This window comes from Anaeroplasma bactoclasticum, from assembly GCF_003550015.1.
GTDB classification, from domain to species: Bacteria; Bacillota_I; Bacilli_A; order Acholeplasmatales; family Anaeroplasmataceae; genus Anaeroplasma; species Anaeroplasma bactoclasticum.
In genome coordinates this window covers 1-18,496 of record NZ_QXEV01000034.1, presented here as the reverse complement: position 1 = coordinate 18,496, position 18,496 = coordinate 1, and the positions used below count along the sequence as shown (strand labels likewise).

At 31.0% G+C, this 18,496-nt stretch carries 18 protein-coding genes and 1 rRNA gene; 2 read left to right on the top strand and 17 right to left on the bottom strand.

The window, feature by feature from the left end:
• The 14 genes from EI71_RS09000 to nrdD form a co-directional block, all read right to left on the bottom strand.
• Positions 1-265, bottom strand: a 16S ribosomal RNA gene (locus EI71_RS09000); the annotation flags it as partial.
• A gap of 276 nt (positions 266-541) precedes the next feature.
• Positions 542-1,816, bottom strand: coding sequence for a metallopeptidase TldD-related protein (locus tag EI71_RS08995; protein WP_162849921.1), 1,275 nt, complete (start codon positions 1,814-1,816; stop codon positions 542-544).
• Positions 1,813-3,216: a TldD/PmbA family protein gene (locus EI71_RS08990; protein ID WP_162849920.1), complete on the bottom strand. Its 1,404-nt coding sequence runs from the start codon at positions 3,214-3,216 to the stop codon at positions 1,813-1,815. Before EI71_RS08990 ends, EI71_RS08995 begins: the two co-directional genes overlap by 4 nt.
• Before the next feature lie 5 nt (positions 3,217-3,221).
• On the bottom strand, positions 3,222-4,172 hold the full coding sequence (locus EI71_RS08985; protein WP_119016909.1) for a DUF561 domain-containing protein: 951 nt from the start codon (positions 4,170-4,172) through the stop codon (positions 3,222-3,224).
• Between the two features lie 8 nt (positions 4,173-4,180).
• Positions 4,181-4,933, bottom strand: a complete 753-nt coding sequence (locus tag EI71_RS08980; protein ID WP_119016908.1) for an exodeoxyribonuclease III — start codon at positions 4,931-4,933, stop codon at positions 4,181-4,183.
• Between the two features lie 183 nt (positions 4,934-5,116).
• Positions 5,117-6,004, bottom strand: coding sequence for a leucine-rich repeat domain-containing protein (locus tag EI71_RS08975; protein ID WP_162849919.1), 888 nt, complete (start codon positions 6,002-6,004; stop codon positions 5,117-5,119).
• A gap of 16 nt (positions 6,005-6,020) precedes the next feature.
• On the bottom strand, positions 6,021-6,605 hold the full coding sequence (locus EI71_RS08970) for a hypothetical protein (protein ID WP_119016906.1): 585 nt from the start codon (positions 6,603-6,605) through the stop codon (positions 6,021-6,023).
• A 100-nt stretch (positions 6,606-6,705) separates the two neighbouring features.
• Positions 6,706-7,860, bottom strand: a complete 1,155-nt coding sequence (locus tag EI71_RS08965) for a MalY/PatB family protein (RefSeq protein WP_119016905.1) — start codon at positions 7,858-7,860, stop codon at positions 6,706-6,708.
• A 4-nt stretch (positions 7,861-7,864) separates the two neighbouring features.
• Complete coding sequence (locus tag EI71_RS08960) at positions 7,865-8,704, bottom strand: DUF3737 family protein (RefSeq protein WP_119016904.1); 840 nt, start codon at positions 8,702-8,704, stop codon at positions 7,865-7,867.
• A gap of 142 nt (positions 8,705-8,846) precedes the next feature.
• On the bottom strand, positions 8,847-10,136 hold the full coding sequence (locus EI71_RS08955; protein WP_119016903.1) for a hypothetical protein: 1,290 nt from the start codon (positions 10,134-10,136) through the stop codon (positions 8,847-8,849).
• 5 nt (positions 10,137-10,141) lie between these two features.
• On the bottom strand, positions 10,142-10,360 hold the full coding sequence (locus EI71_RS08950) for a hypothetical protein (protein ID WP_119016902.1): 219 nt from the start codon (positions 10,358-10,360) through the stop codon (positions 10,142-10,144).
• A 9-nt stretch (positions 10,361-10,369) separates the two neighbouring features.
• The gene (locus EI71_RS08945) at positions 10,370-10,678 is read right to left on the bottom strand and encodes a DUF1294 domain-containing protein (RefSeq protein WP_119016901.1); all 309 of its coding nucleotides are present in this window, start codon (positions 10,676-10,678) and stop codon (positions 10,370-10,372) included.
• Between the two features lie 73 nt (positions 10,679-10,751).
• Positions 10,752-11,243: an anaerobic ribonucleoside-triphosphate reductase activating protein gene (nrdG, locus tag EI71_RS08940; protein ID WP_119016900.1), complete on the bottom strand. Its 492-nt coding sequence runs from the start codon at positions 11,241-11,243 to the stop codon at positions 10,752-10,754.
• Positions 11,243-13,402 carry an anaerobic ribonucleoside-triphosphate reductase gene (nrdD, locus tag EI71_RS08935; RefSeq protein ID WP_119016899.1) on the bottom strand — a complete coding sequence of 720 codons (2,160 nt, stop codon included), beginning with the start codon at positions 13,400-13,402 and terminating at the stop codon, positions 11,243-11,245. The genes nrdG and nrdD overlap by 1 nt, the downstream gene beginning before the upstream one ends.
• A 123-nt stretch (positions 13,403-13,525) precedes the next feature.
• Here nrdD and EI71_RS08930 point away from each other — a divergent pair, with 123 nt between their 5' ends.
• Positions 13,526-14,158 (top strand): Crp/Fnr family transcriptional regulator, encoded by a 633-nt coding sequence (locus EI71_RS08930; RefSeq protein ID WP_119016898.1) that lies wholly within the window; start codon positions 13,526-13,528, stop codon positions 14,156-14,158.
• 24 nt (positions 14,159-14,182) lie between these two features.
• On the opposite strand, the gene EI71_RS08925 is transcribed toward EI71_RS08930, so the two are convergent.
• Entirely contained in the window at positions 14,183-14,647 is a 465-nt protein-coding gene (locus EI71_RS08925; protein WP_119016897.1) for a GNAT family N-acetyltransferase, read from the bottom strand.
• Positions 14,648-14,655: 8 nt separating this feature from the next.
• Positions 14,656-16,683, bottom strand: a complete 2,028-nt coding sequence (locus EI71_RS08920; RefSeq protein ID WP_119016896.1) for a carbohydrate-binding domain-containing protein — start codon at positions 16,681-16,683, stop codon at positions 14,656-14,658.
• A gap of 297 nt (positions 16,684-16,980) precedes the next feature.
• Here EI71_RS08920 and EI71_RS08915 point away from each other — a divergent pair, with 297 nt between their 5' ends.
• On the top strand, positions 16,981-18,159 hold the full coding sequence (locus EI71_RS08915) for an IS110 family RNA-guided transposase (protein WP_162849918.1): 1,179 nt from the start codon (positions 16,981-16,983) through the stop codon (positions 18,157-18,159).
• Between the two features lie 175 nt (positions 18,160-18,334).
• Here EI71_RS08915 and EI71_RS10555 read toward each other — a convergent pair whose 3' ends face one another.
• Positions 18,335-18,487, bottom strand: a complete 153-nt coding sequence (locus tag EI71_RS10555; RefSeq protein WP_342769507.1) for a His/Gly/Thr/Pro-type tRNA ligase C-terminal domain-containing protein — start codon at positions 18,485-18,487, stop codon at positions 18,335-18,337.
• Positions 18,488-18,496 lie beyond the last annotated feature (9 nt).

Genomic DNA, 18,496 nt, shown 5'->3' with positions numbered 1-18,496 from the left:
GCATCATCGCCATGGTGGTCCATTACACCGCCATCTAGCTAATGCGCCGCAGGCCCCTCTCTAAGTGATAAATCTTTAATGATTCAAAGATGCCCTCAAATCACCTATCGAGTATTATCCGACGTTTCCATCGGTTATCCTCGTCTTAAAGACAGGTTACCTACGTGTTACTCACCCGTTCGCCATGGTATTGCTACCATTCGACTTGCATGTATTAGGCACGCCGCCAGCGTTAATCCTGAGCCAGGATCAAACTCTCCAAAAAATTTATTTTTTAATGTTTAATCTTTTTTGCTCATTCTTCTTTTTCTAAAAAAAAAGAATTGCTTGTTCGTTTATTCTACACGTTTTAGTTCGTCATATATAGTTTTCAAAGACCTAAGTTTTAGCTTCAAAAAATGTGAAGCCTTGCTCATTATATCACTAGGAAACTTTACTGTCAACAACTATTTTATATTTTTTTAATATAAATAATAAAAGGCCGAAAATTCTTTCATTCGGCCTTTCATAATTCTTTCATATTATATATTAAGGATATGATTTATTGGATGCTAAAGCCCTTGAAAAGTGTTAGCTTTGGGCCAGAATATCTTCCATGCTTTTCCTCTTCATTGGATAAATACATATTCTTTAACACATTACTTAGGCTACCACTAATAGAAATACCTGTTACAGATTTTACCTTAGTGCCATCAAAATAATAGCCAAGACGAACCTCACCACCAATATAATCAGAAAGTAAATCTACTTGAATTCCAGACATAGATACTACCTCTAGATATGGTTCTTTCTTTAATTCATCTACACTTCTATTGCCTAAGGCAAGCTTAAAAATAGGTAAATTACCTGTAGGTTCCATCTTTAAATACTGAGCATATCTCATACCGCCCCAGTATCTCTTTGCAATACCATCCTCAATAATTAATGTATCATTTAGCTTTGTACCATCAGAATCAAAGAAGCGACTTTCAACAGAGCCCTTAACCCTTGCAACTCCAGATACATTTAATAAATCACCCTTAGCGCCTTCTTGTAGGTTTGTGCCTACAGGATTCTTATTTGCTTTAAAATACACTACTCTATAATTCAAATCCATTAAAACATCGCTTAAAAGTGTTCCCATTTCTTCAGGTCTTAATAATATATTTACCTCAGGTAAAGATTCTGGCTTTATAGCTTCATATCTAGCCTTAACAGCTTTCATTTTATCATCAATTTCAGAAGTGATCATATCACCATCAAACTCATTAAAATGATATTGCTCATAAAGCTCAACAGATTCTCTTTCTCCATTCCATGTAGGAATAGCTTCAATCATAGCATCGTAAGTAACTTCACTCTTATTTAAACCATTAGAATTCTTAACAGCTTTAATATTTTTAGTAATAAAAATCTCAAGTGCATTAATAGAGCCATCCTTATAAGAATCGGCCTTATATACAGCTTCTTCGGTTAGTTTTGCAAGCTCCTCTAAGGAATAATTTTCAAAATTAGAATCACTTGGATAATCTATAACTTCTTTAGAAGGCAATTCAAATGGCTCATTAGAAACAAGCTTAGCCTTAGCTACAGCTTGAGCTATTTTTTCTTTAATTTCTTCATCCGTATATGCTGTATAAACCTTAAAATTAGAATCTCCAATTGCACCATCATGATTTACATAAATAGTTACTTCTACTGTCTTTGTATCATTATTACGAATTGTCTCTAGACTCTTATGTACAAAGAATAATTGGAAAGACTCTGATTTTACTTCATTAATTTTATAACCTGTTACTTCCTTATTCAAAAGGATTAGCTTTTCTAAATTCATCATCCTAGCTTCACCTTCGCTTTCAATGATGGACCACCATCTGTAACTCTTACCCATTCCTTGTAGCCCTTACCACAAGCACCAGCGCCTTCAATTTCAAGTCCATCAGAAACCATTGAAATAGACTTTAATAAATCAGGAACATAGCCACTCATAACTACAGGAGATACCCAGTTTTCTGTAAGCTTACCATCAACAATTTCAATACCATACTCTGCTACACACTGAATAGCCCAGTTTTTAGGGTCTTCCATACCATTACTTGTTTCGCAAATATAGTATCCATGCTTGATTGATTTAATCATATCCTCAAGCTTATCCTTACCTGGTAGGAAGAATGTATTTGTCATTCTTGTATATGCCTTATGGTCAAATGCTTCTCTTCTACCATTACCAGTTGGCTTTGTGCCAAGCTGTAAGGCAGATGCCATATCAGAAATACCAGAAACCAAAATACCATCCTTAATGATTAAAGTATCTTGAGCTAAAATACCATCATCATCAAAGAAATAAGAAGCTGCAGATAATACAGATGCTGCACCATCTCTCATATTAACGATTGGAGATGCTACATATTTACCTACATATTCTTTAGCCAAAGCTCTATCCTTAACAAACTGATCCATCTCTACACCATGACCAAATGCCTCATGAGCGATTAATCCTGTAATGGATGGGTCTGTAATAATATCATACATTCCTGGTTCAATAGGCTTTGCAAAGGCTAAATGATGTGCCTTATCTAATAGACTATCAATTTTTGTAGGTAAGATTTCCATAGTCTTAGAAATAGTTTTATCCCAAGCTACTTCTCTTGCCTGAATAACCTTATCATTTTCACGATATACGACTACCATATATCCATTAACCCATGTATAGTTTTGATCTAATGTTCTATTTTCTGTAACAAATATTTTTGAAACTGATAATGTTGAAATACCAATCATACAGTTTAAGATGTTTTCAGACTTAGCTAAAACCTTATCCTTTAAATCAACAACAAATTGCAACTTATCTTCAACAGTATATTTGTCAAAATCAGATTCACGAACAAATGACTGTTCAAGTGGTAAATCCTCTATTTCCCCTGTTTTTATCATCTTCTTTGCTAAATCAGAATCAATTTTCAAAGAATTGATGATTTTATTAGCTAAAACCTTTTTATCTCCCAAAATATCATCTAATGAATACTCAAAGAAGGAATTATCGTTTTTCATTTTAACAACAAATCCACACTCTGCACTTAATCCATCATCGTCAATTGTAGTAGACATACGGTTTGCTCCGACGCTTTGAACACGAACGTCAGTTCCAAGTACGCTAACATACTTGAAAGTTTTTCTTAATTCTAGAACAAGCTCTTTTGCTTCTTTAATTCTAGATTTCAAAAACTCTGAAAGCATAACTATTAAATCTCCTTTAGTTTATTTATGTTATCATTTATGGAATTCTTAGATTCTATAGCTTCACAAATGATATCATCAAAAATTTGTTTTACAGGCTTTATCTCATCAATTATACCTGCGATTTGTCCTAAGGGTAATGTACCCATATCTAAATCACCTAAGAAGATTCCTCTTCTTAAGGCATCCTTTTCATCTTTCAATACTTCTTCTGTAACTAAATTATTTCTTTCAAGCTCAATATATTGTCTTGCAAGACGGTTTTTCAAAACTCTTACTGGGGCACCAGTAGATTTTAAAATGACAACAGTATCATTATCACGAGCTTTAATAATAGCATCCTTATAATTTGGATGTACAGGACATTCTTGACTTGCAAGTAAAGCTGTACCAATTTGAATACCAGATGCTCCCATTAAAAGGCATGCTGCCATTTGCCTTCCTGTTGCAATACCACCTGCAGCAACAACAGGAACATTTAGTGCCTTTACCATTTGAGGTATCAAAGACATCGTTGTTGCCTCACCTACGTGTCCTCCAGACTCCATACCCTCTGCAATAATTCCATCAATGCCATAACGTTCGATTCTTTTTGCTAAAGTGACACTAGATACAACTGGAAATACCTTACAGCCAGCTTCCTTTAGTCTTCTTATATACTTTTCTGGAGATTGTGCACCTGTTGTGACAACAGGTATTTTTTCTTCTATGATAAGCTCTATAATATCTTCTACATAAGGGCTCATCATATAAACGTTCACTCCAAAGGGCTTATCTGTAATGCTTCTTGCAATATGAATTTCTTCTTTAACCTTATTCTTATCCCAAAATCCAGCGGCAATAATCCCTAATCCGCCAGCATTAGAAACGCTAGCTGCAAATTTACCATCTGTAATTAGTGTCATTGCCCCCTGAATGATTGGGTATTTAATTCCAAGAATCTCGTTAATTAGCACATTATCACCTATATTTCTATATCAAGTTCTATTGGGCAATGGTCAGACCCCATTACCTCTGTATGAATTACTGCCTCTTTTATTAAATTTTTAATAGATTCGGATACTATAAAATAATCAATTCTCCATCCTGCGTTATTCGCTCTTGCGTTAAAGCGATAGCTCCACCAAGAATATAATACCTTTTCTGGATATAAATATCTAAAAGTATCTACAAAGCCACTTTCTAAAAGCTTGGTCATCTTATTTCTTTCTTCAATAGTAAAACCAGCATTTTTTGTATTAGAATCAGGATTTTTAATATCTATTCTTTCGTGTGCGACATTTAAATCTCCACAATAAATTACAGGCTTCTTACTATTTAAAGATAATAAATATTCTCTTAAATGATCCTCATATTCCATTCGGTAGGATAATCTTTTTAAACCATCCTGTGAATTTGGTACATAGGCATTTACTAAATAGAAATTATCATATTCTAATGTAATGACTCTACCCTCATCGTTATATAATTTTCCAAATAAACCATAAACTACAGAAATAGGTTTTTCTTTTGCATAAATTAAAGTACCACTATATCCTTTTTTTTCTGCTGAATTCATAAAACGATAGTACCCATCAATTTCAAGGTCAGCCTGTCCTTCTTGCATCTTTGTTTCTTGAATGCTAAAGAAATCAGCATTCGCCAAATCAAAGAAATCCTTAAATCCCTTTGTCATACAAGCTCTTAGGCCATTTACATTCCAACTAACTAATTTCATACTACATACCTCAATTAAATATTCTAACATAATTTGAGTTAGCTTAAAATAACAATTTCCAATTTTGAAAACAATTCTATCATTTTGATAGAAATTTAAACTAGAATTCTAAAAATAACTGTTAAAAGAATTCTTTTCTAATGTTAAATTAGAAAAAAGGACGCTAAAAGCGTCCTATCATAATTAAATTGTAATTATTCCGTCTGTACATGTAATTGTTGAACCTATAGTTAAATCAACATTTAATGTGTTAAACTTATCTTTAGTTCCGTTATAAGTAATAGTTAACGCATTACCATAAAATGCACCTGGAGCAACACTCATTAATGTTGAAGGTAATGTGACACTTTTTAGATTACTACACCCCGAAAAAACTTCCTTTCCAATGCTTTCAAGACCTTCTTCTATTACTATTGTTTCTAAATTTGGACATTGCTTATATGCACAATCCTGAATATTTTTAACATTAGATGGAATAACAAGATTCTTTACTGCTGTTTTTCTAAAGGCATAACCACTAATTGTTACTATATTACTACCAATGGTATAATCTAAGGAAGTACATCCATCAAACATTCCCCAAGGAATACTTGTTAAGTTGTTAGACAAATGAATAGAAACTAAATTATCACAATTTTGAAACAAATCTTTACCTAAAGATAATACAGACCCAGGAATTGTAATCTCAGTTAATGAATCACAATCATAAAATGCAGAATCACCAATAGTAATTACAGATGGTAATATATCTATTTCTTCTAATCCAGAGCCCCAAAATGCATTTTTAAAAATTTTATTAATACCATCGTGTAAAACTACTTTTTTTAATTCCTTATGCTTATAACAACCTTGATCACCAATTGCAGTAACATCTTTCTTTAAAAAAGTAGTTGGTACAACAAAAGTATCTGTTTTATAATCATTCATCATTTTAACTCTATAGGTGTTATCCTCCATAAGAATATAGACAATACCATTTTTTTCTTCGTAATAAACATTATTATCCTTACAAGAACAAAGAGATAAAAATGATAGGGCAATGCCTATAGAACTCAATAATTTTAACTTCATAATAATTACTCCTTCATTATTTAAATAATATAGAATATCCATAATCGAGTAAGGCTTGATTTACTTCTTCTATATCATATTCTTCATTTTCTAAAAAATATCTTAAAATTACATCCTGTTTTTTTTGATAAGAAAGACCATATCCCAATTTGCTTAAAAAATCTAATGCAATATCAATATTTAACTTTAACTTAAAACAAAGAAACATTATTGTTTGTTTAGATGGGCGATAGTCTATATCTTCTTTTAATTTTAAAATCTCCTCTTTATCTACAGTAGACGTAAATAAATCATCGAAATTCAAATTATTCTCCTTCATAATACGAACTAACATTTCATAAAAATTTTCCCTTGAATAACTCTGGTTAGAATCCCCTTTATAAGTTTTATGAACTGTAGGTAAAGGCCTTTTTTGATGTTCCATTTCCATTGGATAAATACTTCCCCTAGGCATTGTTTTAAGTTTTCCAACCACATTAGGGTTTGTAGAGGGAATTGTTAAATCCGTAGGTGCAAAGGTCTCTCTTGGGATATATTTTTCTTGAATATATTGTTCTAGTTTTTCCCATTTAGAAGTATTGTTACATCTATGCTTTTCCATATCATCACCTCCTAAACGATAAAATCATTATATCATATTTTTAGGTGATTTCCATAAAAATTAAAAAATAGGTACTATCTATTATAGTACCCACTCAAAACTATTCTTTATATAATTGTAATGCCTGTTTCATTCTTCTTGTAGAATCTAATACATTATCTAAGGTCGTGGCAAGGTTAATTCTTACAAAGCTTTTACCCGATTCTCCATATTCACTACCTTCTGTAATATATAAGCCTGTTTCATCTTTAATAAACTTTACTAATCTCTTTGAATCTAGGGTATATTTAGATACATCCACCCATAGTAAATATAAGGCATTAGCGTCTACAAATATAAGATTAGTATCCTTTAATTCTTCCATAAATACTTTCTTATTATTTGTAACATAATCATTCATTTCATTAACCCATGCCTCACCCTTACTAAATGCAGCAATAATAGGGTCAAAGGCAAACACATTTCCTTCTGCGCATTCATCTGTATTTAAGCCTCTATTTACCTTGTGCCTTAAGATGGGATTAGGTATTACAACAGCGCTTGACTGAAGTCCTGGAATTCCAAAGCACTTTGTGGCAGATATTGCTGTAACAGAATTCATCTTGCATTCTTCTGATACGCTCATATATGGAATATATTCATACCCTTTTTCTACAATATCACAATGAATCTCATCGGATAATACGATAACATTATATTTTACACTTAAGCTACCTATTTTCTTTAAATCATCAAAGCTCCAAATCTTACCAACAGGATTATGAGGATTACATAAAATCATTAGGCTAACCTGAGGATCAGACATCTTCTTTTCTAAATCATTAAAATCAATATGGTATTCATTATTTTCATATACTAAATCACTAGATAAAACAAATCTACCATTATTGATAATGGAATTATAAAAAATATTATATACAGGAGCCATAATCAATACCTTTTCTCCTACAGTAGTAAGCTTTCTTACTGTAGATGAAATGGTAGGTACTACTCCTGTTGAAAAGATCATCCAATCTAAATCAAACTTAATGTGATGTCTTCTTTCCCACCAAGCCTGATAAGCTAAGAAATATTCCTTTGGAGTAATAGAATATCCAAATACAGGGCATTCCATTCTTTTTTTTATTGCATCTATAATATCTGGACATGCCTCAAAATCCATATCTGCAACCCACATAGGTAAAGTGGCATCTACGCTATCCCATTTGTATGAATTTGAATTTTTTCGATTAATCTTCTTTGAAAAATCATACATAATACTATTCCTTAATGATTGTTGTTTTCGATGAATCAACTAAAGCATCATCTAAAATCAACTCATCAATTCCCTTCGCTTGAATTCTACCATTATAGGGGTTCTTAACAGAATCAATTCTTGAATTAATGGTAGCATCAACATCCTTACAAAATTCAAAGCATAAATTCGTATTTAATAATTTACAATTTTCCATGGTAATGCCATCCATATAGCACATACCCTGTTCGGAATCGATAGTACAATTAACAAATTTAATATTTTTAGAATTCCATCCTAGGTATTCTCCAATAATTGTAGAATCATACACAACTACATTTTCACAATTCCAAAATGAATCTTTTGAATTCATTTTCGCATTATGGATTTCAATATTTTTAGCTCCATCAAAAGCGTAATTTCCAGCAAGTACAAAATCCTCAATTTTAATATTCGAAGAATTCATACAAAAATAATTACCTCTTGCGAAAACATTTTTTAAAGTAATATTTTCGCATGTCCAGAATGTTTCTTCCGCATTAGGAATAGTAACATTAATTAATGTTATATCACTAGATCTTCTAAACTGCTTTGGGGCTTCTATAAAGGAATCCTTAATGAATAAATTATGAGTATACCAAATACCACTTCTTGCAGTATCTAACCATGTAGTATTTATTACTTCTACATTATTACAATACCAAAGAGGATATTTCCATTTAAAAATACAATTATCCAGCTTTAAATTTTTAGATTCCTTAAGTGGAGATTCTCCATCTTCAAATGTGGAATCTATAATTTCTAAATCCCTTGAATTATATAATGCTCTTTCGCCTACAAATAAGCCTTGTTCTAACCTTTTCATTTTATACCTCACTCGTACATTTAAATTATATCGTATTTTGAACTACATTTAAAGGAAGCAATTTAACTATAACAACGTTTATAATAAGTAATTACAAAACTTAAAAATCTGTATCAAAAAAATCCCCGAATGGGGATTTATTTTAAACTGCAGGTGCATATTTAATCTTTACTTGGTCGTTTACTCTATCAAATACTACACTTTCAACAGAAAGAATATCTGAATGACCATTAGTTAAAGAATCTTCAGTAATTACAATTTCTTGGAAGAAATTATCATTTGGAACGATTGCATTACCAAGCTTTAAGGAATCTACAGTTAATACTACTTCTTTAACCTTACCACTTTCCATATGAATAGTTTCTGTCATATTTGCTTCAACTAAGGTCTTTAGGTTATTAATTGAAACCTCTGCTAATATAGAAGATTTAGATGATGTTCTATCTAAATCATAATAGAAATTATCTAATGCGAAGGTGAAATTATATCCACCAATTACCATAGGCTCTAGATTATAGCTTGCAGTATCAAACTCCTCATGAATTAAATAATTGAAGTTTTCTTCGCTGATTACTAATGTTCTTTCTGGAAGAGCTAAAATAACTGCAGGATCAAATTCATAGCTTGTTGGAGTAACTGGAATATCATCATAAGAAATAAAGATATTCTTTGTATCTACCTCTAAGGATAGCTTTGCATTTTCTCCTTGTGTATAAGTAGATTTAAATGTAGCTCCCTTAAAGAAATCTGTAAATCTAGATGATGATGTAAATTTTTCTAGCTGCTGATTTAAATCAAGCTTTAATGTTAATTCTTGAATATCAAAATATTCATTCGATTGATCCTTAAATAGATTAAATCTATTAAATATATCCTTAACAAAGCCCGCAGAAATATTTAGCTTTTGACCAAGCTTTACAGAACCAAGCTTTAAATATAATACATTATCTACAATAGATGGGTCTTCCGATAATACCATAGAAATAGATGTTTTATAAAATCCTAGTGCACTACCTCTTGCGATGGCACCAAACTTACCATCAATTTCTTGGAAAGTAATACTATCTAAGGATACAGGTCCTGCAGATGTAATAGATGATGTTCCATCAGGAAGTAGGTATGTTGAATTATTTATACTTCCGTTTGTACGAATAATATCTGTAAGACAATCATTTAATTCTTGATAAGAAATATCAATAGTAATCTTATTATTATCGCTTGTAGATCTATCATTCTTATCAATTAAAGAAATGGATTCTAAGGAATCATAAATATTCTTACCTAAAACCTGTTCTACAGATTTAACCTCAGTAGATGGAGTATAATCTGATGTACTATTATCACTTACAACAATTAAGAATATTACAGCACCTACTATAACAACTAATACGATAATTAAAATAAGCTTTAATATAAATTTTAATAATTTCATATTTGTTACCTCGTAAATTTACTAATTAAAAATAATGTACCAATAGTTAATAGGCCAAATACACCTGCTAGAATGATACCAAGTATTCTATATGCTTCAATGCCAACAAGACCAATGCCTACCCAAAGACCAGATGTGGCAAGGGCAGCTAAAAAGCAAATGAATGTTAATTTCGCATTACTAGCTTTAGAATGTGATTTTTCAAGTGAACTCTTCTCTTTCATATTATCCTCCTACTTTAAAACGCCAAATGCGAGTAAAATGAATAAAACTAATACACAAGCCTGTAATAGTAAAGAAATATAAATAGTAAATGAGAAATAACCCTTATTTGTTTTGTGATGAGCAACAATTCTTCCTATGAAGCCTCCTACTGCACCACCAAATACAACTGAAGATAATAAAGTCTTTTCCTTTATTCTTACTTCGCTATTATTCTTCTTTGCCATACCCTTATCCTTTAAGAATAAGAAAAATGTAACTAAGCTCATGAAAACTAAATATGCTACATAAATAATCAATATAATTTGTTGATATGTCATAAACAAAATCTCCTTTTTTGTAACACTATTATATCAAATATAAATGAAAAATTAAATAAAAAATATGAGGAGATTAGTCCTCATATAATGTTATTTTTCCGTTTTGTATAGTCCTCTTTACATCTATGGCTCTTTGGTTGGTAGACCCAGCGTATTTTAATCTTGGATCTCTTTTTGATTTATCAAATCTACCATCTACAATGACATCTGCATATTTTAAAATATCTTTATTACAAATCTCATCAAAATTATAGCCACTCCAGCACCATAAGGACTTATTTGGATACATTTCTTTAAACCTTTTTGCAAGGTGAATGGTGGAATCAATATTCGCTGGAGCCATGGGCTCTCCACCTAAAATGGAAAGTCCATTAATATACTCCTTGCCACAAAACTCTAATATCTTGTTTTCGATATCACAAGTATAATCCTTACCACCATCAAAATCCCAAGTATCTTGGTTAAAGCATCCAGGACAATGAAATGGACAGCCTTGAAAGAATACTGCAACTCTTACCCCTGGTCCGTTAGAAATATCCATTTTACGAACCTTATTGAATCTCATTATAGATCACTATCCTTATTATCTAGGTGAACAACTCTTTCCTTTATTTCTTGTGTTCTACCCTTATTCCAGAAGTTTGTGCCAATATAACCACAGGTTCTTCTTGCGACATTTAATGTCTTATGATCTCTATTACCGCAATTAGGACAATACCATTCTAAATTCTCATCAAGCTTAATCTCACCATCATATCCACATACCTGACAATAATCTGATTTAGTATTTAGCTCTGCATACATAATGTTATTATAGATGAACTGAACAACATTCATAACAGCATCTAAGTTATTACATAAGTTCGATGTTTCAATATATGAAATAGCTCCACCTGGAGATAATCTTTGGAATTCACTTTCAATAGTAAGCTTTTCATAAGCATCAATTTCTTCAAATACAGGAACATGATAAGAATTTGTAATATAATCACGATCTGTAATTCCTTTAATTACACCAAATCTATCCTTTAAGCATTTTGCAAACTTATAGGTTGTAGATTCAATTGGCGTACCATAAACAGAATAATCAATATCCTCTGCTAATTTCCACTCCTTGCACTTATCATTTAATAATTGCATTACCTTTAAGCCAAACTCTTTACCAACTCCACCATCGGTATGAGAATGACCCGTCATATATTTTACACATTCATATAAGCCTGCATAGCCTAAAGAAATTGTAGAATATCCACCATGTAAAAGTGGAGCAATAGATTCACCCTTCTTTAATCTTGCGTGGGCACCATATTGCCATAAAATTGGGGCAACATCACTAGTAACTTTGGATAATCTTTTGTGACGAATTTGTAATGCTCTATGGCATAATTCTAATCTTTCATCCATGATTTTAAAGAATTTATCCATATCCTTATCTGAAGATAAGGCAGCATCAACTAAATTAATAGTAACTACACCCTGATTAAATCTACCATAATATTTTGGCTTACCATTTTGATCTACATATGGAGTTAAGAAGGATCTACATCCCATACAAGGATAACAATTACCATTACCATTTTTATCTATCTTTAACTCTTTCATTATCTTTTCAGATATATAATCTGGTACCATTCTTTTGGCAGTACATTTACAAGCAAGCTCTGTTAAATAATAATATTTAGAATCCTTATGAATATTATCCTCCTCTAATACATATAATAATTTAGGGAAGGCAGGAGTAATAAATACTCCCTTTTCATTTTTCATACCTACAATTCTTTGTTTTAATGTTTCTTCAATAAGCATCGCAAGCTCTTCTTTATATTCTTCTGTTTCACCTAAATACATACAAACAGATAAGAATGGAGCTTGACCATTTGTAGTCGTCATCGAATTGATTTGGTATTGGAATGTTTGAACACCATCCGTAATTTCTTTAGATAAATCCTCACTTGCAAATTTACTAACCTGTTCAGGAGTTAATCCTCTTTTTTCATATCTTTTATAATAATATTCCTTAGACTGACGAACAAAAGGAGCTAAATGTGCTAAAGAAATTGTTGTACCACCATACTGGCTAGATGCAACACAGGTAATGATTTGAGTTGCGATAGTCATAGCAGTTAAAAATCTATGAGGCTTTTCAATCATTACTCCATTAATATTTGTTCCATTTTGAAGCATATCCTCTAAATTAATTAAATTACAATTATGAAGTGCATTTTGTGCAAAATAATCTGCATCATGGAAATGAATAATACCTGCATCGTGAGCATCTACAATATCCTGAGGCAATAAAAATCTCTTTGTGATATCGGTAGATGTAATACCTGCAATATAATCTCTTTGGGTTGTAACTACTCTTGCATTCTTATTAGAATTCTCTGTATTCCAATATTCATTTTGACCATCAATAAGTTCCCTAATTGTTTGGTCTGTCGTATTACTCTTACGAACTAGCTCTCTTCTATAACGATAGGTAATATATTTTTTAGCTACCTCATATTTACCTATAGTCATAAGCTTCATTTCAATAATATCTTGAATATCTTCAACTAGAATTCTTTTCTTATCCCTAGATTCAACATATTTAATAATGTTTCTAATCTGAATCGGAGATACTCTTTTGTCTTCATCTACAGAAGCATTTGCCTTTTCGATTGCTCTTTCGATTTTGTCAGGGCAAAAATCTACCACATGACCATCTCGTTTAATAACCTTCATTTTTACTTCACTCTCTTCTTTAAAATTCTAAAGGTATTATATACCTAAAAAAATTTATATAGTGTTGTATTTACAACAAAGTTATGAAAATGATATAATAATTTTTGAAGGGAGTTTTTAGTTATGAATGAACTATTTTATAAGATTCCAGAAGCCGATAAAAAGACTCTTCTTTTAAACCTAAGAGCAATTCAATCGACTTTCCCATCTGGAGTTATTGTTTTTAATGCCGAAAATAATAACACCATCGGAATCATAGATTCCGGTATTGTTCAAATTATAAGAAATGATTATAACGGAGATAGAGTTTTAGTTGAGGAATTATCCAAAAACCAAATCTTTGGTGCTCGTATTTCATCTATTACCTCCAATGACTACGAGGTAGTATCCGTATCTCCATGTAAAATAACATTCATTGATTTCAATGAAATCTATTCCGAAAGAATAAAAAAGCTCCCAAGCTTTAAGCAGCTTCAGGAGAATTTAATTCATATTATGAGTGATATTATCTTAAAAAGAAATGAACGTATCCAAGTATTATCTCAAAAAACAATCAGAGAAAGACTACTTGAGTATTTTAAACTAATGTCAAGACAACAAAAAAGTAAAAATATCACTTTACCATTTACCTATACAGAGCTTGCAGATTATTTAGGAATAAACCGTTGTGCAATGTATAGAGAGCTTGCAAATCTAAAGGATGAAAAACAAATATCCATCAATAAAAAGGTTATATCCTTATATTTCTATTTTTAAAAAGAGGTTCTGCGGAACCTCTTTTTAAATCTTTTCCTCTAAATATGTTTTCAGTGGTAATAAGCCTAAGCTTGAATAGAACCTCTTCGCACTATCATTTAATTCCCACACATTTAATGTGATATTATAGTATCCATTCTTTTTTGCATAATCCTTAGCATAATAATATAGGCTCTTACCTATACCCTTACCTCTATATTCTTCATCAACACATAAATCATCAATATATAATGTTTTAATATCGGTTAGGATATTATCATTTGTATGCTGTATAGTTTCACAAAATATATAGCCTAAGGTAATATCTTCATCGCTTGTATATACAAAGATAGGATTTAAGTCATCCTTGATTTTTGCTTCTAATTCTTCTTTCGTATATTTCGTACCAATTTTAAATATATCACTTCTACCATTATGATGAACTAGACATACCTCTTTTAATAATTCGATAAGTCTATTTATATCTTTTACTTTTGCCCTACGAATCATAAATACTCCTAATTAACGACAGTTTCTTTTTCTTGGCTCCAGCTATAGTCACCTAAGGTATATGTTTTACCAGCTTCTAATAAGCTAGATGCAATAAATAAGCCCTTATAGGAATCACTTAAATTAAATTTAAGATCTAATTCTTTTACCTTATAATCTCCAGGGTTAAATTCCTTATTCTTAAGCCATACATAAGGAATAGATTCATTAGGAAGCTTATCGATACTACCTAAAAGAATTAAGGTTCCACCAGTAGTATTTATATCTCCTTCGATATCTAGTGGGGATGCGATTATATTTTTTGATATAGAGCTACATCTAGAAATTACCTCTCCACCAGACTGTAAATAATTACCATTTGAATCAATTCCATCAGTATCACCTAAGCCTACAGTGATATCTAATTTACCACCAGTAACATTTACATATGGAGTATATTTACCATTTGATGCGTTAACACCATCATTAAGTGAGCTTATTATAGTTTCTCCACCATTAAAGTTTATGATATTACCTTCAATACCCTCATAGGAGGATATAACATTTAAATAACAATTATTAATTGTTACTATATTATCTCCATGAATGGCATCATCATCACTATATAAATCTAAGTATCCACCATTGATGGTAACATTACCATAACCACCCTGGCTTATAGATTCCACATTGACATCACTATTTGCATGAATAGAATCATCTTCTGATTTTATATAGGTTGTACCACCATAAAAGATAATTTCATTTCTTGCCTTTAATCCCTTTTTAGAATTAATGGTATCTTCCTTTATTTCATTATTAGAATATGCATAGGTATTGTAATCATAGATAACTGTATCTCCTAGAGTTTCCTTTATATCAAATAAATCCTTATATGGATTGATTATGGCACCTTCACTTACTGCATAATAATTATTTATAGAATATGCCTTACCAATTTCAAATACATATAGCTTTACATTCTTATAGGATTTAGGATTAGCAAGCTTATAATAATATACATTCTTTAAATCTGGAGTCTTCATAGAAAGAGTATATTCACAATCCATTAATACTCCATCATTTTGATCATCATTATAAAAATACAAGGCATATCTATATTTATCCTTATCTAAAGTACTCTTAATATATAATTCATCTAATTCCTTTAAAGAAACATTAGAGCTTACATATTTACCTGTAAATACTCTTAGGCTTACGCCTGTTGCGATTGTTAAATCATATGCAGAATCAATTCCATCACATTTAGAATAAATATCAATTACTCCGCCTAAAATATGAATAGAGCCATGCTGGTTACCTCTACCAGATAAATCTGTATTATCTGATTTTATTCCATCCCCAGCTAAGGAATTAATAATTAATTGGCCAGATTCAACAATTAAAGAATCATTACCCTTTAGGGTATTGTTTCTTGCGGTAGCATTTAAAATTACATTTTTTATAGTTAAATCATCCGTAGATGCAATACCATTATTGTATCCACCATTAATAACTAAGGCACCTCTACCTGAAATCTTTAAATCGCACTTAGAATATATTGCAGCCTCACCTAAGGCTTCAACATCACTTTCTTTTCCATTTCTTAAATCTAAGATTTCATTATAGGTATCCTCCATTACCTTTATCTTACAGGTAGTACCCTTTTTAATAAATACTGGAGAATTATATGAATTTGTAATTCTAACTCCATGGAATTCGATATCTACTTCTAAATCAGTACCCTCAACAATGATTTGTCCATTTTCAAGTAATCCCTTTACAATATATGTACCAGATTCCTTGATGGTATAAACCTTAGTATTATTAGAATCTATACTAAAATCAAATAATCCATCCGTAGTAGAAAGGGTGAATTCATCTTTAATATCTTTATAATAGTCATTCGCATTTAAAGGTACAGCGTGAGACTTATTTTCTTCTATATCAATATTGGTTGTCGTATTTGGGTTTAAATTAGATATATCATTACTTCCACAGGAAGCTAGAGATACTAGCGCTAGCCCAAGTATACCAAATAAATATTTCTTCTTCATAAAATCACTCCTCGTATAATATAAATTGTATTAATTATTTAATGATGTTAATACATAAACATCTATTTAATATCCAATTATTATTGAATACATGTTAATATTATTTTGATAACACTGTAGACTATTTTCTTCCTCCTTACAGCTTGACTGGTTGTGAAAGGAAATAGCTACAGTTTTTAATTCTATATGGTTATGAGTAGGTTACAACACATTAAGTGATTGGTTCATCAATAACGAGGTAACGCGGATTAGAAATTGTAGGTAGTACCAGTGTTAATCATGAAAGGACAAGATATTATGATCTATGTAGGCATAGACGCTGCCTCACAAAAACACGATTTCTTCATTCAAAGAGATACAGGTGAAGTATTCTCTAAGAAAGCAATCGCTATCAAAAATGATATTGATGGATTAAAAAAACTCCACAATTCTATTCAAGATTTTGTGGAGTCTACTAAAGATTCAAATGTGCGTATAGGATTAGAATCAACAGGACATTACTGTAAGATTATTCTTCTATATTTGATTAAAGAAGGCTACCAGGTTTCTTTAATCAATCCCATTTTAACCAGTATGGATATTAAGGCATCTTCAGTTCGTAAAACTAAAAACGATAAATTAGATGCCGAAGCCATCTGTAGATTCCTAGATAAGAATCGTTTTGACTTCAAACCCTATACATTATTATCATATCACATTGACGCTCTAAAATCACTAACAAGACAAAGATTTACAATTGTTAAGCAACAAACTCAACAAAAATTAATCTTTCAAAGGCTAGTAAATGTGATATTTCCTGAGTTTTTAAGCCTATTTTCATCAGATTATACTGAATCTGTATTAAATATCTTATACGCATATCCAACGCCTAAAAAGATGGCTAGAGCACATGAATCAAGCATTGATAAGCTATTACATCACACTTGTAAAACTACCGCTTCTAAAATAATTGAAACTGCCAAATCATCAATTGGCCAATCTGAAAATTATCTTGGATTTGAGCTTCAACATACAATTGATATGATTCGTTTTTATCAAAAACAAGTTGAAATATATAATAATCAAATTGAAATTGAACTAAATGAAACTGAATATGGCAAAATTATTACTTCTATTCCAGGTGTTGGTACCATTACAGGTGCAATGATTATATCTGAAATAGGAGATATAAACAATTTTAAATCACCAGATCAATTATTAGCTTTCGCTGGTTTAGATCCAAGTGTCTACCAATCTGGTGAATTTGAAGCATCACACACTAAAATATCTAAACGTGGTTCTAAATACTTAAGATGGTCTATTCACCAAGTCTCATCAGGTATTTGGAGATGGGATAAAACATTTGGTGATTATTATTCTAAAAAGATTAACGAAGGTAAACATCATTATGTAGCAATTGGTCATATTGACAAAAAACTAGTAAGAGTTATTTTCTCGCTTTTAAAGAATAAGCAATCTTTTATTCCACAAAAATAACCATATATAATTTTCAAAGAGCTAGATAATTCATATCCTCGTTTTTAAAAATCTCAAAATCGAGGATTTTTATGCTTGATATAAATAAATCTTAATTATTTTTTCAAATCTCTCTTGATTTATTTATAGTAGGCTTTTTTAAATAAAGGCCTAAGAAATTCTTAGGCCTATAATATTACTTTCTTTCTTCGTTAAATGCTACCATCATATTTAAGAATTCTTCTTTAGAAACAGTTACCTGTTCCTTCTTTCCATACTGTCTATATGTGATAGTACCATCCTTAACCTCATTATCACCAATAACTAGCTGATATGGAATCTTTTTCATTTGAGCTTC

Coding starts and splice junctions, on each gene's coding strand:
- EI71_RS08995 (WP_162849921.1), bottom strand. CDS start 1,816: ATGATGAATTTAGAAAAGCTAATCCTTTTGAATAAGGAAGTAACAGGT.
- EI71_RS08990 (WP_162849920.1), bottom strand. CDS start 3,216: ATGCTTTCAGAGTTTTTGAAATCTAGAATTAAAGAAGCAAAAGAGCTT.
- EI71_RS08980 (WP_119016908.1), bottom strand. CDS start 4,933: ATGAAATTAGTTAGTTGGAATGTAAATGGCCTAAGAGCTTGTATGACA.
- EI71_RS08975 (WP_162849919.1), bottom strand. CDS start 6,004: ATGAAGTTAAAATTATTGAGTTCTATAGGCATTGCCCTATCATTTTTA.
- EI71_RS08970 (WP_119016906.1), bottom strand. CDS start 6,605: ATGGAAAAGCATAGATGTAACAATACTTCTAAATGGGAAAAACTAGAA.
- EI71_RS08965 (WP_119016905.1), bottom strand. CDS start 7,860: ATGTATGATTTTTCAAAGAAGATTAATCGAAAAAATTCAAATTCATAC.
- EI71_RS08960 (WP_119016904.1), bottom strand. CDS start 8,704: ATGAAAAGGTTAGAACAAGGCTTATTTGTAGGCGAAAGAGCATTATAT.
- EI71_RS08955 (WP_119016903.1), bottom strand. CDS start 10,136: ATGAAATTATTAAAATTTATATTAAAGCTTATTTTAATTATCGTATTA.
- EI71_RS08950 (WP_119016902.1), bottom strand. CDS start 10,360: ATGAAAGAGAAGAGTTCACTTGAAAAATCACATTCTAAAGCTAGTAAT.
- EI71_RS08945 (WP_119016901.1), bottom strand. CDS start 10,678: ATGACATATCAACAAATTATATTGATTATTTATGTAGCATATTTAGTT.
- nrdG (WP_119016900.1), bottom strand. CDS start 11,243: ATGAGATTCAATAAGGTTCGTAAAATGGATATTTCTAACGGACCAGGG.
- nrdD (WP_119016899.1), bottom strand. CDS start 13,402: ATGAAGGTTATTAAACGAGATGGTCATGTGGTAGATTTTTGCCCTGAC.
- EI71_RS08930 (WP_119016898.1), top strand. CDS start 13,526: ATGAATGAACTATTTTATAAGATTCCAGAAGCCGATAAAAAGACTCTT.
- EI71_RS08925 (WP_119016897.1), bottom strand. CDS start 14,647: ATGATTCGTAGGGCAAAAGTAAAAGATATAAATAGACTTATCGAATTA.
- EI71_RS08920 (WP_119016896.1), bottom strand. CDS start 16,683: ATGAAGAAGAAATATTTATTTGGTATACTTGGGCTAGCGCTAGTATCT.
- EI71_RS08915 (WP_162849918.1), top strand. CDS start 16,981: ATGATCTATGTAGGCATAGACGCTGCCTCACAAAAACACGATTTCTTC.
- EI71_RS10555 (WP_342769507.1), bottom strand. CDS start 18,487: ATGAAAAAGATTCCATATCAGCTAGTTATTGGTGATAATGAGGTTAAG.